Raw genomic sequence first — 14595 nt, 5'->3', positions numbered from 1 at the left:
CTCAAGCCCTCCTCACTTGGCTGACCAGAACACGTAATCCGCCTGGTACTTGACTGTCTGCTGCGCCCCTTTGCTCTGTGCCGTGCAGTCCATGGAAGGCGCTACCCCACCGCGCGTAGCCAGGCGCTGGATGTAGCTGACCCCCTGCATTGCGCCCTTGCCCTCGGCAGGGTTGGCCTTGACCAGTTGATACGGGATATCGCCTTTGGCCGCCGGGGCGACTGCAAGCTGGGTGCCGGTCACTTTCGAACCGTCCTTGGCCTGCCAGGTGGCCGGAGGACCAAAATAGTCACCCACAGGCTTGCCGCTGCGGTCGTTGAGCACCGCCTTGGGGCCGACGAAAAACCACTCTGTCTGGCCTGGCGCATTGGCCTTGTCGCGGCATTCGTAGGTGATCTCACCGACACCGACGGTTTCCAGCATGATGGCGTGGCCATCGGGAACCTTGACCGCCTCCGGGACGCCCGACTGGGCATGGGCGGGTGCAGACGCGAGTACAAGGCAGGCGGCGAGCAGGGAGAAAGCGGGCTTGATGATCATGGGGCGAACTCCGTGGGGATCATGGGTCAGGCAATCACCGACTGCCTGATAAGAACTACCCATCGGGTGCCGTTCTGGATGCACCGGCTCAAAAATAATTTTGCATGCTCGTTATTGATACCGTGCTGACACCGAAGCAGGTGTGCAGGCGTGCCACGGTCGACTGATCACGCCGGGGCGGTTACGCTGGCGTTTTCCACCTGCACGGAAGCGCCAGTGAAAGAGGCATACCAAGGAAGCTGCTTGTGCGCAGCGGTCAGTTACCTGCTGCTTACCCCACCCAAGGCCGTAAGCCACTGCCATTGCAGCCAGTGCCGCAAAGGGCACGGGGCAGCATTCGCTTCATACGGCAGCGTTCCGCGCAGCATGCTGCGCATCCTTCGTGGCGCCACCAGTATCAAGACCTATGCGTCTTCGCCGACGGTGGTGCGGGAATTTTGCGTAGAGTGCGGCTCGACCTTGTTCTGGTCACGCTCAGAAGGTGAGTTTGCCGACTGGGTTTCGATAGCCCTGGGCACGCTTGATACACCGTTCCTGCCCAAGAAGCAGCAACATCTGCACGTCGAGTCGGCTGCCCCTTGGTACTTTCCGTTCATCCCCTCTGATTGCAAGAGCTGATCAGTTGACCGCTGAGTTCAATGCAACGGTGCTGCCATCCCCGGCAGCTTCAGGATAATCCGCAACAGAGCAATCACGGCTAGGCACCTCGATGCCTGAACAACGGATGCTAGCGCTCACCGCACCTTCCGGAGACATCGCTCGTTGACTGACTCACAACCCAGCCCTGCCTATGCAAAACGGTTCGAAGCCGTGCTTGCCTACATCGACAGCCACCTCGAAGGTGACCTGTCGGTGAATGCCTTGAGCCGCATCGCCAACTTTTCGGCGTTTCACTTCCATCGGCAGTTCACGGCATACCTGGGCGTTCCGGTTTCACGATACGTGCAACTGATGAGGCTTCGACGCGCGGCGCACCAACTGGCCGCATCGCCCGCAACGCCCGTGCTGGAAGCCGCTTTCGGCGCCGGCTTCGAAAGCCCCGAAGCCTTTTCCAGGGCGTTCAGGCGTGCCTTCGGCATGGCACCGAGCGTGTTCGCCAAGGCGCCGAACTGGCAGGCCTGGAGTGCGGTATTCGTTGTTCCACACCTTTGCAGGAGTATCACCATGCAGATCCGTATCGTGGAGTTCGCCGAAACCCGCGTAGCCGTACTAGAACACCAAGGGGCGCCCAGCCTGGTCGGTGAAAGCGTCGCGCGTTTTCGCCAATGGCGCATAAACAGCGGCCAGTCGCCGGTGGCCAGTAGTCGCACCTTCGGCATCCCCTACGACAACCCCGACACCACCCCGCCCGACGCCTTTCGCTTCGCCGTTTGTGGGGAGATGGACGAGGCTGTGCAGGCCAATGAATTCGGTGTGCATGAACGGGTCATACCGGCGGGCCGTTGTGCCGTGATTCGGCATACCGGCTCGCCTGACTACATTGGCGAAACGATCTACCCGCTTTACCGGGACTGGCTGCCGTCGAGCAATGAAGAACTGCGCGACCATCCGTTGTTTTTCCATTATTTGAGCGTGTATCCGGAGACGCCGCTGGAGCAGTGGGAAACGGATATCTATGTGCCGCTGAGGTAGCCCGGCCCATGGCAGAAGGGTGAGCCAACCATCACCGGCCCAGACGTATGGCTGGCCAAGTTGGTAGACTATGTCCATTCCCCAAATCCACCCGGCGCCGGGCAACCGAGCCGGGTATCAGATACGTGCCCCAGATGCCCCAAGAATCAGCTGTAATTCAACGTGCGGAACCGACACGCCGGTTTTCCGTTGCGCCTATGATGGACTGGACAGACCGCCACTGCCGGTTCTTCCTGCGCCTGCTCTCCAGGCAAACCCTGCTCTACACCGAAATGGTCACCACCGGTGCCCTGCTGCACAACGACGCCCACCGTTTCCTGCGCCACGATGCCTCCGAGCACCCGCTGGCCCTGCAACTGGGCGGTAGCGTGCCCGCCGATTTGGCAGCCTGCGCACGCCTGGCCGAGGACGCGGGCTATGACGAGGTCAACCTCAATGTCGGCTGCCCGAGCGACCGGGTGCAGAACAACATGATCGGTGCCTGCCTGATGGCTCACCCGGCGCTGGTGGCCGATTGCGTGAAGGCCATGCGGGATGCGGTGTCGACACCGGTGACGGTCAAGCACCGCATCGGCATCAATGGCCGCGACAGCTATGCCGAGCTGTGCGACTTCGTCGGGCAGGTGCGCGAGGCTGGGTGCCGGAGTTTTACCGTGCATGCGCGCATCGCGATTCTGGAGGGGTTGTCGCCGAAGGAAAACCGCGAGGTGCCGCCCCTGCGCTATGAGGTAGCGGCGCAGCTGAAGGCGGACTTCCCGGACCTGGAGATCGTGCTCAACGGCGGGATCAAGACCCTGGACGAATGCCAGGCACACCTTGAAACTTTCGATGGTGTGATGCTGGGGCGTGAGGCGTATCACAACCCTTACTTGCTGGCCGAGGTGGACCAGCGGCTGTTTGGCAGCGAAGCGCCGGTGGTCAGCCGTAGCGAAGTGCTGGCGCAATTGCGGCCTTATATTGTGGCGCACATGGGCAGTGGCGGCGCGATGCACCACGTTACCCGGCATATTCTGGGGCTGGCCCAAGGGTTCAAGGGGGCGCGGCGCTTCCGTCAGTTGCTGTCGGCAGACATTCACAAGGCGGCGCAGCCGCTGGCCGTGTTTGACCAGGCGGTGGAGTTGTTGCAAGGGCGGTGATACTACACGCGACAGGGCCGTTGTAGGAGCGGCCTTGTGCCGCGACAGGGCTGCAAAGCAGCCCCAGCAATATAGGCATCTGCGCGGAAACCCTGGGGCTGCTTTGCAGCCCTATCGCGGCACAAGGCCGCTCCTACAGACGATCGTGCGAGCTTGAGAATTGCAGTATGTGGAACCTCAAGGCAGCCGGGCACTCGAATCTTCACCTTACGTACGGCCCTTCGTGGGCAAGCCCGCTTCTACAGGCCCTTGAGCGGCTGTCGGGGCTCGGGTAATGTCGAGTAAATGCACAGGACAGAGCACGCCCATGACTTCCAAGCTGGAACAACTGAAGCAGTTCACCACCGTGGTCGCCGACACCGGGGACCTGGACGCCATCACCCGCCTGAAGCCGGTCGATGCCACCACCAACCCGTCCCTGCTGCTCAAGGCCGCTGCCATCCCGGGCTACGCCGACTTGCTCAAGCAGGTGAAGGCCGACGCCAAGGGCAATGTCGACCTGGCCTGTGACAAGTTCGCGGTGGCCGTGGGCTCGGGCATTCTCAAGGTCATTCCGGGGCGTATCTCCACCGAGGTGGATGCCCGCCTGTCGTTCGATGAACCGGCGCTGCTGAACAAGGCCCGCCAGCTGATCGGGCTGTATGACGCAGCCGGGGTTTCCAAAGACCGCGTGCTGATCAAGCTGGCCTCCACCTGGGAAGGCATCCGTGCTGCCGAGCAGCTGGAAAAAGAAGGCATCCAGACCAACCTCACGCTACTGTTCTCCTTCGCCCAGGCCCAGGCCTGCGCCGATGCCGGTGTGTTCCTGATTTCGCCGTTCGTGGGCCGTATCTACGACTGGTACAAAAAGAGCACCGGCACGGATTACGTGGGCGCCGACGACCCTGGCGTGCAATCGGTGACGCGCATTTACAACTACTACAAGGCCAATGGCTACAACACGGTGGTCATGGGCGCCAGCTTCCGCAATATCAGCCAGATCGAGCAGCTGGCCGGCTGTGACCGCCTGACCATCAGCCCTGAACTGTTGCAGCAGTTGAGCGATGACCAAGGTGAACTGCCGCGTGTGCTCAAGCCGGGCAGTGCCGGCGAGGCCAAGCAGCAGCTGAATGAAAGCCAGTTCCGCTGGGCAATGAACGAGGATGCCATGGGCACCGAGAAGCTGGCCGAGGGGATTCGCCAGTTTGCGCGGGACCAGGAGAAACTGGAGAAGTTGATGGCTGAAAAGGCCTGACACATATCGGATTTGCCTGACGGGCGGGAAGTGTTCAGCATTTTCCGCCCGTTTTGTTTTGCCAAGCTTTAGTTGTGAATTGAATTCCAGGGCCTCTTCGCGGGTAAACCCGCTCCCACACGCATACCCACAGGCCTGAAATTGGCGCTGTACTTGTGGGAGCGGGTTTACCCGCGAAGAGGCCCGATAAGCCACCCGAGCTGTCGATGACCTCCTCTACCCCCTTGCCTCTCGTACTCACCGGCCCGGTACTGCGCCGCCTGGAACCCCAGCGCCTGGCCATCTGGCTGGTCGCAACCCAACCGCTGCAACCCGCATTCATCCTCCCGGCAAGCGAGGCCAAGGTGGATTGCCAGGTCGTCCCGGTCGGCCAGCACGCTTTCATTCACCTGCTGGAAATCCACTTCGCCAAACCCCTGCCCTGCAACCAGCAGCTCGACTACGACCTGCTCATCAATGGCCAGGGCATCGCGGGCTGGGCGCCGCACCTGCTCTACCCCGGTACCCAGCGCCCGAGCCTGGTGCTGCGCGACCGTCTCGACCACTTGCTGCACGGTTCCTGCCGCAAGCCGCACCACCCCGCTGCCGATGGCTTGCTGTGCGCTGACCGCCTGCTGCAGGCCTGCGAGCAGCCTGAAGATCGCCCCGCCGTGCTGCTGATGACCGGCGACCAAGTGTACGCCGACGATGTCGCCGGCCCGATGCTGCGTGCTATCCATAGCCTGATCGAGCGCCTGGGCCTGTTCGACGAGCAGCTGGATGGCGCCGTGGTTGCCGACAGCCAGGCGCTGTACCAGCACCCGGCCAGCTACTACCACCGCGCCGACCTGCTGCCGGCGCAGGAAACCAACGATACCTTGCGCGAGCGGTTTTTTGGCGGCAAGCGCAAGCCGATCTTTTCGTCCAGCAACGCCGACAACCACCTGGTGACCTTCGCCGAGGTCATGGCCATGTACCTGCTGGTGTGGTCACCCGTGCCTTGGCAGTTGGTGGACATGGCGATGCCCAGCGGGCTGACCGAGCAGCGCCAGGCCCGTTATCGACAGGAGCTGCCGCTGATCCAGGCGTTTGCCGAAAACCTCGGTCAGGTGGCGCGGGTGATGGCCCACCTACCCTGCCTGATGATCTTCGACGACCACGACATCACCGACGACTGGAACCTCTCGGCACAGTGGGAAGAAACCGCCTACGGCCACCCCTTCTCGCGGCGGATCATTGGCAACGCACTGCTTGGCTACCTGCTGTGTCAGGCCTGGGGTAACGATCCGGACAGCTGCAAGGCACTGGTCAGGCAATGCCAGGCATTGTGCAGCGAGGCCCGCGATGAACTGATCGGCGAACTGCTGCGCTTTCAGGGCTGGCAATTCAGCTTGCCGACAAACCCTCCCTTGCTGGTACTGGACACCCGTACCCGCCGCTGGCGCAGCGAAAGCAACCTGGCCAAGCCGTCCGGCCTGCTCGACTGGGAAGCGCTGAGCGAGTTGCAGCAGGCGCTACTCGACCACCCGTCAGCGGTCATCGTCTCGCCTGCGCCGATTTTTGGCGTGAAGCTGATCGAGACCGTGCAGAAAGTATTCAGCTGGCTGGGCTACCCGCTTTTGGTGGATGCCGAAAACTGGATGGCCCACCGGGGTGCGGCGCAGGTCATCCTCAACATCTTCCGCCACTCGCGCACGCCGGGGCACTACGTGGTGCTGTCCGGGGATGTGCACTACTCGTTCGTCTATGAAGTGCTGATCCGCCACCGCCAGCGCAGCCCGCATTTGTGGCAGGTGACCAGCAGCGGGATCAAGAACGAGTTCCCCCGGCGCTTGCTGGATGTACTCGACCGACTCAACCGCTGGCTGTATGCGCCGCGCTCGCCCCTGAACTGGTTTACCAAACGCCGGGAGATGGAGGTGGTGCCGCGTACGCCCAGCCACAGTAAGGCCGGGGAGCGCTTGTGGAACGGTGCGGGGTTGGGGCAGGTGTTCTTTGATGAGCAGGGGCGGCCGGCACGGGTGTATCAGCTGGATGCGGGTGGGGGTGAGGCTACCGAGTTTGTTGGCTGAGTCGAGTATTCAGCTTGTGCTGGCCTCTTCGCGGGTAAACCCGCTCCCACAGGGATCGTGGGCCTTTCAGACCTGTGCAGATCCCTGTGGCAGCGGGTTTACCCGCGAAAGGGCCGGCACAGGTTAACGATCAGGTCCGCTCCAGCGCATTGACCAGGTCATGGAAGGCTTCGCGGTTGGAGTCGTTCAGGCCCATGAGAATCTTGTGCGCCTCCAATACCTTGGAGCGCACCACGTCTTCGTTCTGGTCCTGCGACGGCAGGTCGGTCAAGCACTCAGGGCACGGAATCGGGCGATCGACGATGTTGAACACCTGATCGAAACCCATCGACTGCAACAACCGGGAAATGTCCGGGTTGGTGGTGACCACGGTCGGCAATAGGCCTACCTTCTGCCGCGACAGGATCGACAGCTTGGCCAGCAGGCCCAATGTGGTGCTGTCGATACTCTCGGTTTCGGTCAGGTCGATGACAATCGCCGAGAAGTTCAACGCCGTGAATATCTTCTCGATCGTCGCATCCAGCGCCGAACACAGGGTCAGGCGCACTTCACCGACGAATTTCAGTACGAAGGTACCGCTCTGCTCGGCGAACTGGATTCTACCGGTACTCATTGAAGGTTCCTGCTTAACACCAATAGGGCGATATCATCCGGCATCTCCCCAAGCGTAGCTAATCCGAATCGTTGACGCAGCCCATCCAGGCTGCCACCTGCTGCCCTGACGATCTCCGGCAAGGCGGCTTCTTTATCTTTGAGCGTGTCACCCGGCAAAAGGTCCAGAATGCCATCGGACATCAGGCTGAGGCTGAACTGCGGTGGCAGCTCCACGACCAGGTCCTGATAGGTGGCCTCGTCGAACAGCCCCACCGGCAGGCCACGGCCTTCCAGGTAACGGGTGTTCACAGGGGTATGCAGCACAGGCAGAGGCAAGTGGCCACCCACGGCGTAGGTCAACAGACCAGACTCTTCATCGATCACCCCGCCAACCATGGTGACGTGCTTGCCCAGCTTGCTGTTGATCAGGCCGCGGTTGATGTGACTGAGCACTTCGGACGGCTTGAACTCGCGCATCCTGCTGCGCTTTAGCTCAAACATGAGCCGCGTGGTCATGAATTTCAACAGCACGGTGACAAAGGCCGACGACGCTCCATGCCCGGAAACATCCGCGAGGTAGAAGGCAATGCGCCGCTCGTCCACGCGGAAGTAGTCTACAAAATCACCCGACAGGTACAACGACGGGATGATTTGATGCTCGAAGGCGAACTCGCCAGCTACCCAGGGGCTTTCCGGCAGCATGTTCATCTGCACCTGGCGACCAGCGGTCTGGTCCTCCTGCAGCAGGTGCAGGCTGGCCTCCAGCTCGCGGTTGGCCGCTTCGAGCTTGTCGCGGTAGCGCTGGTTTTCCAGCACCAGGCGCGAGCGGTCGAGTGCACGGCGCACCGAATGCTCAAGTACGGCCAGGTCTTCCAGCGGCTTGATCAGGTAGTCGGCGGCGCCCAGGCGCAAGGCTTCCACCGCATCACTCATGACACCGGCACCAGACACCACGATCACCGGCAACTGCGGCGCACGCTCGCTCACCTGACGGATCAGTTCGAGGCCGCCCATCTGCGGCATGCGCAGATCGCAGATTACGAGGTCGGGCTGGTGTTCTTCGAAGACCTGAAGCCCCTGCTGGCCATTACCGGCCTGGAGGACGCTGAAGCCACTGTCTTCAAGATAGGCGGCGAGGCTCGCACGGACCACGTCGTCGTCATCGATAATCAGCAGCGTTGCACTGGTTTTCTGCATGTGGGCGAACGGCGCCGATTTGGGTGGGTGCAGCGGTGTCGGCAAAGCAGACGGCCAGCTACGGGAATTCTTTGTGGTCACACTCTACTTGAGTTGTAGGACAAGAACACCTGCCCGGCAACTGTTCAGAGGTACCTTGTAAGGCGCAGACGGTACTCCCATCCGGCAGGCGTTTCAAGCATGCAAGGGTCGACCTCGCCGCTCTTTACAGGGCAAATCACTGGGAGTTATAAGAAAGTCGACCAGCGTACCCCGATGGGAAGGATGCAGCATGCCCCACACGCCCTCCAGCCACAGCGAAAAACGCGATTTCATCCGCATGCGCATCGATACCGCGGTCAGCCTGCTGCATGAGGGCCAGGTGATCGCAGCCGTGTGCCTGGACCTGTCCAGCAGCGGCATGCAAGTGCAGGCGCCGCAACGCTTCCAGGTGGGGGATCATATCGAGGTGCGGATCGATTCCGACCACCCGGCGCTCAAAGGGCTGCATGCCAGCACCGAAGTGGTATGGATTGCCGACCAGCCGGGTGGGCAGCAGAAGTTCGGGCTGCGCGTGCTGGCCATGCATTGAAAAGGGGCCTGTTGCGGCCCCTGTTCACAGATCAGAAGTCGTCTTCGACTTCGCCATCCTTGACCTTGAACTCGCGGTTCTGCAGGTAGGCGTTACGAATGAAGATATACTTGTCACCCTGAATCAGCTTCTCGGCCGACAGCAGGTCGGCACGCGTGTCGATCACGTCCAGGGCAAAGATCGAATTGCGCGTCGGCACATGGTCGATGTAGCGGTAAGGCTTGGTGTAGCTGTCCGGGTACTTGGCCACGCCGTCACGCACCGTGCTTGGCCCCAGCAGCGGGATGACCACATACGGGCCGCTCGGCACCCCCCAGTAGCCCAGGGTCTGGCCAAAGTCTTCGTCATTGCGCTGCAGGCCCATCTTGGTGCCCACGTCGAAGAAACCGCCCAGGCCGAAGGTGGTGTTGACGATCAGCCGCGCAGTATCCACCCCCGCCGCATGGGGCTTGAGCTGCAGCACGTTGTTGGCCAGGTTGGTCACGTCACCCAGGTTGCGGAAGATGTTGTGGATGCCATCTTCAAGGAACTGCGGAGTGACCGCCTGGTAGCCCTTGGCCAACGGCTTGAGGGCATAGGTGTCGAGGGTATCGTTGAAGCGGAAGATCGGCCGGTTGACCGCTTCCCAGGGATCTTCCTCGGTGGCTGCCTGGGTGGCTGCCACGGGCGCCAGCAGCATGCTGGCGCAGACACAGGCCTGGGTGACTCGTTCGATCACACTGGCACCGATCCTACGCATAGATGTCTCTCCATCGAATTTCTCGGCCGCAAGCGCAACGGGTCGCGCTGCTGGTAAGGCGGCAGTATAGAGGCTTGCGGGCTGATAAACAGCTTTACACATGTTTGCTCAATATTTTGTGAACAACTGTTGCAAAAGGGCCGATGTCACAGGGTGGTAACAATCACCGAATAGCCTGCGGACTATTTGGGGGAAGTTGCCATGGACGCTGCACCCACCTTCACTGCCGTACTGTTCGGCTTGCGCGGCTGCCTGGTACAGGCCGCCAATGGTGGCGCCCCCTCGCCCGCCCCCGGCGCCTTGGCGACCCTCGCCAAGCTGCGCCAGCACCAAGTGCCGTGCATCTGGCTGGATGACCTCGGCGCCACCCAAAGCAAGCGCCTGGCCCACGTACTGCCCGGCTGGCTGCCGGGGCATTCGGTAAACGGCGTACGCTGGCCGGCGCCCAACGCCTGTTGGCAGGCACTGATGACCCTGGACAGTGAACGCCTGGATGGCTGTGTACTGGTCAGCGGCGACCCGCGCCTGCTGCAGTCCGGGCTTAACGCGGGCTTGTGGACGGTGGGCCTGGCCGCCTGCAGCCCGTTCTGCGATCGCAGCTCGCGGCAATGGCAGGCCATGACCTCGCAGCAACAGGACGTGGCCCGCGGCAAGGCGACGCTGGAACTGTTCGGCTTGGGCGTGCACTCGGTCATCGACCATCTGGAAGCGCTGGACACCTGCCTAGAAGACATCGCCCAGCGCCGGCGCAAAGGTGAAAAACCCTGATACAGCACCTTTGACGCGGATCATGCAAAGCGGCGGCAGGTGGATTACGCTGAAGACAGGCCAGAACCTTTGCCGCTTCGCTGAGGTCCATGGTTTGCCAAGCCCTTGATGGAGAACTACCAATGCCTGCCCGCGAATTGCAAGAGCGCCTGAACAGCTTGCGCGAGCAACTGGACCGCAATGTACCGCTTTCGGAAGACGAACTGGCCGCGCTGCACGAAGAAGCTCGCCAGATCGAGGCGCAACTGAAACTTGAGGAAGCCACGCCAGACAACAACCTGGTGGATGGCGTGAACCTGGCCATCGAACGCTTCGAGGCCGATCATCCCGACCTCACCGCCACCCTGCGCAGCATTGCCAACTCGCTGCACAGCATGGGGATCTGAAGCAGCTGGGGCTGCTCGGCAGCCCATTCGCAGCACAAGGCTGCTCCCACAGGTTCAGCGCAAAACCCTGATCATGCGCTGAACCTGTGGGAGCGGCCTTGTGTCGCGAAAGGGGCGCAGAGCGCCCCCAACGTACTTGAGCCTTACTGCCGAACCAGCCGCTTGTTATCCGGGCTGATCGCCCCAGTGCTACGGTACGGGTTGATATCCAGCCCACCCCGGCGCACATACCGCGCATAAACCGTCAGGTGCTCCGGCTGCAGCAGATTCTTCAAATCCAGGTAAATGCGCTCGACGCACTGTTCATGGAAGTCGGCATGCTGGCGGAAGCTGATCAGATAGGTCAGCAGGCTGGCGTGGTCCAGCGCCCTGCCTTTGTACTCGACCACCACGCTGCCCCAGTCCGGCTGGCCGGTTACCGGGCAGTTGGACTTCAGCAGGTGGCTGTGCAAGGTTTCTTGCACCACGTGCTCCGGGTTGCAGCGCAGCAGCTCTGGCTGCGGCTGCTCGTAGTTGCTGATGGCAACGTCCAGCGCATCGATGCACAGCCCCGGCAAGGCCTCCACGCCTTGGGCCTCGACTTCAGCCAAGGTACGTACCTTCACGCCCACCGGCTTGCCGGCCGCGGCAGACAGGTCCTTCTCCAGGCAGGCCTGCAATTCGCCCAGCGAGGCAAACACCGTCTGGTTCAGCGAGTTGAGGTACAGCTTGAACGACTTGGACTCGATGATGTTCGGCGAGTCGGCCGGGATGGCGAACTCGCCGATCGCCACCACCGGTTTGCCCGACGGCAGCAGCCAGCTCAGCTCAAAGCAGTTCCAGTAATCCACGCCCTGCCAGGGCAAGGTCTGCGCGGTGACGCCCAGCTCGGCCCACTTGGCAGTACGCGGGATCGGGAACAGCTGCTCCGGGGAGTAGGTGGCGATGTATTCGCTGGACTTGCCCAGCGGCGAGTGTTCGGCAGCAGGATGCATGGAAACTGACCTAGAGGTTCGAAATTGCCCCTAGTCTACCGGTTTTGCACCCTGCCTTGGAGCGCAAGTCACTCGATGGTCAACGCCCCGACCATGCCAGCCTGATAATGCCCTGGCACGTTGCAGGCAAACTCTATAGGCGCCGACTTGCGGAAGGCCCAGGTCAGCTCGGCGCGCTGGCCTGGCATGACCAGCACCGTGTTGCCGCCACCGTGGCCATGGCCGCCGCCGTGTTCCATCATCTGGCCGTGGTCCATGCCTTCGTGGTTCATGGCCTCGGTGAACATCTTGCCTTGCATGGCGACCATTTCCTTCTGGTGCTCGGCATGCATGGCCTTGTCACCCAAGTTGAATTCATGCGGCAGCTTACCCTCGTTGACCAGTACGAAGCGCACCGTCTCGCCGGCTTTTACCTGCAGGTTTTTGGGCTCGAAGGCGATGTCCTTGAGCACCACGTTGACCGTGCGGGTGGCTTTGTTCGCCGGGGCCGGCTCGCCAAAGGCGAAAATTTGCGGCTCGCCGGCAAAGGTCGGCAGGCTGGCCAGGGCAAGGGCGGCGATGAACAGGCGTTTCATGATGACTCCGAAAATGTACAACAGGATGAGGCCACCTTAGTCACGGGCGACTGGCAGCTACCTGACAGGGAGATTACAACTTTGTCAGCTTGGGCGTGCCTGCGCTTCGTCACGTATCATTTCAGCATCACCCGGCCCCTGCTGGAGGCAAGCCACCGAATGAAACTGCTGATCGTCGAAGACCAGGCCCGCACCGGCCAGTACCTGAGCCAGGGCTTGAGCGAGGCCGGCTTCGCCACCGAGCTGGCCACCGATGGCGAAACCGGCCAGTTCCTGGCCCTGACCGGCGACCACGACCTTTTGATCCTCGACGTGATGCTGCCCGGCCGTGACGGCTGGCAGATTCTGCAAGCTGTGCGCCAGGCCGGTCTGGATACGCCGGTACTGTTCCTCACCGCCCGTGACGCCGTCGAGGACCGCGTGCATGGCCTTGAGCTGGGCGCCGACGACTATCTGGTCAAGCCGTTCGCCTTTTCCGAACTGCTGGCCCGGGTGCGCAGCCTGCTGCGCCGTGGCAACAGCCCCAGCCAGGACACTACCCTGAGTCTGGCCGACCTGCGCCTGGACCTGATCCGCCGCCGCGCCGAGCGCGCCGGACAGCGCATTGACCTGACCGCCAAGGAATTTTCCCTGCTCGAACTGCTGCTGCGCCGCCAGGGCGAGGTATTGCCAAAATCGCTGATCGCCTCGCAGGTGTGGGACATGAATTTCGACAGCGACACCAACGTCATCGAAGTGGCGATACGCCGCCTGCGCCTGAAAATCGACGACCCGCACCCCAACAAGCTGATCCACACCGTACGCGGCATGGGCTATGTACTGGAAGAGCGCACGGAATGATGCGCAGGGTCTCTCTCGGCAGCCGTCTGGCACTGTTATTCGCCGCCTGCACCGCCGCGGTTTCGCTGGGCGCTGGCGTGTTGTTCAGCCGGGCCAGCGAGCAGCACTTCGTCGAACTCGACCAGCAACTTCTGGACTCGCGCCTGTCAGTGTTCCGTACGCAACTGGCTGGCATCGCCACCCCAACCGAGCTGCAGGCACGCCTGCCGGCCCTGCGCGATGAGCTGAGCCACCAGGCCGACCTGGCCCTGCGCATCAGCGGCAGCGACGGCACCACCTGGTTCGAAAGCCGCACCGGGCTACCGCAGGCACCGCTGCCCGCCGGGCTGGCCACCCTGCATGCACAAGGCACCGATTACCGCAGCCTGGCTGTGCCCCTGGCGCAGGGCGCCGTGCAGTCGCCACAACTGGCCCTGTACCTCGACATCACCCACCACCAGCATTTCCTGCAGGGCATGCAACGCCTGATCTGGCTGACTGTCGGCCTTTCAGCGCTGGCCACCGCGCTGCTCGGCGCCTGGGCGGTCCGCAGCGGCCTGCGCCCGTTACGGCAGATGGGCCAGGTGGCCGCCAGCGTGTCGGCACGCTCGCTCACCACACGCCTGCCGGTGGCGCAGATGTCCGAAGAGCTGGCCGAACTGGCCACCAGCATGAACGCCATGCTGCAGCGCCTGGACGATGCCTTCCAACGCTTGTCGGCATTTTCTGCCGACATTGCCCATGAGCTGCGCACGCCGCTGTCCAACCTGCTGACCCATACCCAGGTTACCCTCACCCGCCCGCGCAGCCTCGAGGAGTACCGCGAAGCGCTGCATGGCAACCTGGAAGAACTGCAGTGGATGGCGCAGATGATCAACGACATGTTGTTTCTGGCCAAGGCCGACCACGGTTTGCTGGTACCGGGGCAAGCGCCATTGGCGTTGCATGACGAGGTCGATGCGCTGCTGGAGTACTACGCGCCGCTGGCCGAAGACAACAACGTGCAGATGCTGCGCGAGGGTGAGGCCGTGCTGCACGGTGACCGGCATATGCTGCGCCGGGCGCTGTCCAACCTGCTGGATAATGCCATGCGCTTTACCCCGGCGGGTGGGCAGGTAAGGGTGACGCTGGCGCCAGGGCCGAGAATCAGCGTGGCCAATACCGGGCCGGCCATCGAGCCTGCTGCTTTGCCGCGCTTGTTCGACCGCTTTTACCGTGTGGACCCGGCGCGGCGCGAAGGCAGTAGCGAGCATGCAGGGTTGGGCTTGGCGATTACCCGGTCGATCGTGCAGGCCCATGGCGGGGGCATTCGGGCGGAATGTGAAGATGGGTGGACACGGTTTGTGATCGAGTTCACTCAAGATCGGTGAAATTGGGGC

16 protein-coding genes are annotated in these 14595 nt (G+C 62.3%); 10 read left to right on the top strand and 6 right to left on the bottom strand.

All coding sequences use genetic code 11. The features are described 5' to 3' along the window. Nucleotides 1-12: 12 nt before the first annotated feature. Nucleotides 13-540, bottom strand: coding sequence for a DUF3455 domain-containing protein (locus ABI582_RS15125; RefSeq protein WP_019472809.1), 528 nt, complete (start codon nucleotides 538-540; stop codon nucleotides 13-15). 216 nt (nucleotides 541-756) lie between these two features. Here ABI582_RS15125 and ABI582_RS15120 point away from each other — a divergent pair, with 216 nt between their 5' ends. The 5 genes from ABI582_RS15120 to ABI582_RS15100 all read left to right on the top strand — a co-directional run bounded on the left by ABI582_RS15120 (nucleotide 757) and on the right by ABI582_RS15100 (nucleotide 6593). Further along, the gene (locus ABI582_RS15120; RefSeq protein WP_442119624.1) at nucleotides 757-1158 is read left to right on the top strand and encodes a GFA family protein; all 402 of its coding nucleotides are present in this window, start codon (nucleotides 757-759) and stop codon (nucleotides 1156-1158) included. 144 nt (nucleotides 1159-1302) lie between these two features. Beyond that, nucleotides 1303-2172: an AraC family transcriptional regulator gene (locus tag ABI582_RS15115; RefSeq protein WP_442119575.1), complete on the top strand. Its 870-nt coding sequence runs from the start codon at nucleotides 1303-1305 to the stop codon at nucleotides 2170-2172. Between the two features lie 134 nt (nucleotides 2173-2306). Continuing rightward, nucleotides 2307-3308: a tRNA dihydrouridine(20/20a) synthase DusA gene (dusA, locus tag ABI582_RS15110; RefSeq protein ID WP_442119574.1), complete on the top strand. Its 1002-nt coding sequence runs from the start codon at nucleotides 2307-2309 to the stop codon at nucleotides 3306-3308. 307 nt (nucleotides 3309-3615) lie between these two features. Beyond that, entirely contained in the window at nucleotides 3616-4542 is a 927-nt protein-coding gene (tal, locus tag ABI582_RS15105; RefSeq protein ID WP_442119573.1) for a transaldolase, read from the top strand. Between the two features lie 206 nt (nucleotides 4543-4748). Continuing rightward, the gene (locus tag ABI582_RS15100) at nucleotides 4749-6593 is read left to right on the top strand and encodes an alkaline phosphatase D family protein (RefSeq protein WP_442119572.1); all 1845 of its coding nucleotides are present in this window, start codon (nucleotides 4749-4751) and stop codon (nucleotides 6591-6593) included. Between the two features lie 130 nt (nucleotides 6594-6723). Here the strand turns inward: ABI582_RS15100 and rssC are convergent, their stop codons facing one another. Together rssC and rssB are read right to left on the bottom strand one after the other, a co-directional pair. Further along, entirely contained in the window at nucleotides 6724-7206 is a 483-nt protein-coding gene (gene rssC, locus ABI582_RS15095; RefSeq protein WP_013971741.1) for an anti-sigma factor antagonist RssC, read from the bottom strand. After that, on the bottom strand, nucleotides 7203-8384 hold the full coding sequence (gene rssB / locus ABI582_RS15090; protein ID WP_442119571.1) for a two-component system response regulator RssB: 1182 nt from the start codon (nucleotides 8382-8384) through the stop codon (nucleotides 7203-7205). Before rssB ends, rssC begins: the two co-directional genes overlap by 4 nt. Before the next feature lie 271 nt (nucleotides 8385-8655). Between rssB and ABI582_RS15085 the strand changes: the two genes are divergently transcribed. Further along, nucleotides 8656-8955: a PilZ domain-containing protein gene (locus ABI582_RS15085; protein WP_049273494.1), complete on the top strand. Its 300-nt coding sequence runs from the start codon at nucleotides 8656-8658 to the stop codon at nucleotides 8953-8955. Between the two features lie 31 nt (nucleotides 8956-8986). Here the strand turns inward: ABI582_RS15085 and ABI582_RS15080 are convergent, their stop codons facing one another. Further along, complete coding sequence (locus ABI582_RS15080; RefSeq protein ID WP_258655970.1) at nucleotides 8987-9694, bottom strand: MlaA family lipoprotein; 708 nt, start codon at nucleotides 9692-9694, stop codon at nucleotides 8987-8989. Between the two features lie 201 nt (nucleotides 9695-9895). Here ABI582_RS15080 and ABI582_RS15075 point away from each other — a divergent pair, with 201 nt between their 5' ends. Further along, nucleotides 9896-10462 (top strand): phosphonoacetaldehyde phosphonohydrolase-related protein, encoded by a 567-nt coding sequence (locus tag ABI582_RS15075; RefSeq protein WP_442119570.1) that lies wholly within the window; start codon nucleotides 9896-9898, stop codon nucleotides 10460-10462. A gap of 122 nt (nucleotides 10463-10584) precedes the next feature. Beyond that, nucleotides 10585-10848: a DUF4404 family protein gene (locus tag ABI582_RS15070; protein ID WP_019471256.1), complete on the top strand. Its 264-nt coding sequence runs from the start codon at nucleotides 10585-10587 to the stop codon at nucleotides 10846-10848. A gap of 143 nt (nucleotides 10849-10991) precedes the next feature. On the opposite strand, the gene queF is transcribed toward ABI582_RS15070, so the two are convergent. Next, the gene (gene queF, locus ABI582_RS15065; RefSeq protein ID WP_442119569.1) at nucleotides 10992-11822 is read right to left on the bottom strand and encodes an NADPH-dependent 7-cyano-7-deazaguanine reductase QueF; all 831 of its coding nucleotides are present in this window, start codon (nucleotides 11820-11822) and stop codon (nucleotides 10992-10994) included. 68 nt (nucleotides 11823-11890) lie between these two features. Continuing rightward, nucleotides 11891-12397, bottom strand: coding sequence for a cupredoxin domain-containing protein (locus tag ABI582_RS15060; protein WP_442119568.1), 507 nt, complete (start codon nucleotides 12395-12397; stop codon nucleotides 11891-11893). 159 nt (nucleotides 12398-12556) lie between these two features. On the opposite strand from ABI582_RS15060, the gene cinR reads away from it, so the two are divergent. After that, on the top strand, nucleotides 12557-13237 hold the full coding sequence (gene cinR / locus ABI582_RS15055) for a two-component system response regulator CinR (protein ID WP_442119567.1): 681 nt from the start codon (nucleotides 12557-12559) through the stop codon (nucleotides 13235-13237). Then, nucleotides 13234-14586, top strand: coding sequence for a heavy metal sensor histidine kinase (locus ABI582_RS15050; protein WP_442119566.1), 1353 nt, complete (start codon nucleotides 13234-13236; stop codon nucleotides 14584-14586). Before cinR ends, ABI582_RS15050 begins: the two co-directional genes overlap by 4 nt. Nucleotides 14587-14595: the final 9 nt, after the last annotated feature.

This window comes from Pseudomonas sp. SAS7 (assembly GCF_052112345.1).
GTDB classification, from domain to species: domain Bacteria; phylum Pseudomonadota; class Gammaproteobacteria; order Pseudomonadales; family Pseudomonadaceae; genus Aquipseudomonas; species Aquipseudomonas putida_Q.
The sequence above is the reverse complement of the archived record's forward strand: the minus strand, read 5'-3'. Positions and strand labels throughout refer to the sequence as shown.

What these genes read in the sequence shown, in the direction of transcription:
- ABI582_RS15060 (WP_442119568.1), bottom strand. Translation starts at nt 12,397, where the DNA reads ATGAAACGCCTGTTCATCGCCGCCCTTGCCCTGGCCAGCCTGCCGACC.
- ABI582_RS15125 (WP_019472809.1), bottom strand. Translation starts at nt 540, where the DNA reads ATGATCATCAAGCCCGCTTTCTCCCTGCTCGCCGCCTGCCTTGTACTC.
- ABI582_RS15085 (WP_049273494.1), top strand. Translation starts at nt 8,656, where the DNA reads ATGCCCCACACGCCCTCCAGCCACAGCGAAAAACGCGATTTCATCCGC.
- rssB (WP_442119571.1), bottom strand. Translation starts at nt 8,384, where the DNA reads ATGCAGAAAACCAGTGCAACGCTGCTGATTATCGATGACGACGACGTG.
- ABI582_RS15050 (WP_442119566.1), top strand. Translation starts at nt 13,234, where the DNA reads ATGATGCGCAGGGTCTCTCTCGGCAGCCGTCTGGCACTGTTATTCGCC.
- ABI582_RS15080 (WP_258655970.1), bottom strand. Translation starts at nt 9,694, where the DNA reads ATGCGTAGGATCGGTGCCAGTGTGATCGAACGAGTCACCCAGGCCTGT.
- tal (WP_442119573.1), top strand. Translation starts at nt 3,616, where the DNA reads ATGACTTCCAAGCTGGAACAACTGAAGCAGTTCACCACCGTGGTCGCC.
- queF (WP_442119569.1), bottom strand. Translation starts at nt 11,822, where the DNA reads ATGCATCCTGCTGCCGAACACTCGCCGCTGGGCAAGTCCAGCGAATAC.
- dusA (WP_442119574.1), top strand. Translation starts at nt 2,307, where the DNA reads ATGCCCCAAGAATCAGCTGTAATTCAACGTGCGGAACCGACACGCCGG.
- cinR (WP_442119567.1), top strand. Translation starts at nt 12,557, where the DNA reads ATGAAACTGCTGATCGTCGAAGACCAGGCCCGCACCGGCCAGTACCTG.
- ABI582_RS15100 (WP_442119572.1), top strand. Translation starts at nt 4,749, where the DNA reads ATGACCTCCTCTACCCCCTTGCCTCTCGTACTCACCGGCCCGGTACTG.
- ABI582_RS15070 (WP_019471256.1), top strand. Translation starts at nt 10,585, where the DNA reads ATGCCTGCCCGCGAATTGCAAGAGCGCCTGAACAGCTTGCGCGAGCAA.
- rssC (WP_013971741.1), bottom strand. Translation starts at nt 7,206, where the DNA reads ATGAGTACCGGTAGAATCCAGTTCGCCGAGCAGAGCGGTACCTTCGTA.
- ABI582_RS15075 (WP_442119570.1), top strand. Translation starts at nt 9,896, where the DNA reads ATGGACGCTGCACCCACCTTCACTGCCGTACTGTTCGGCTTGCGCGGC.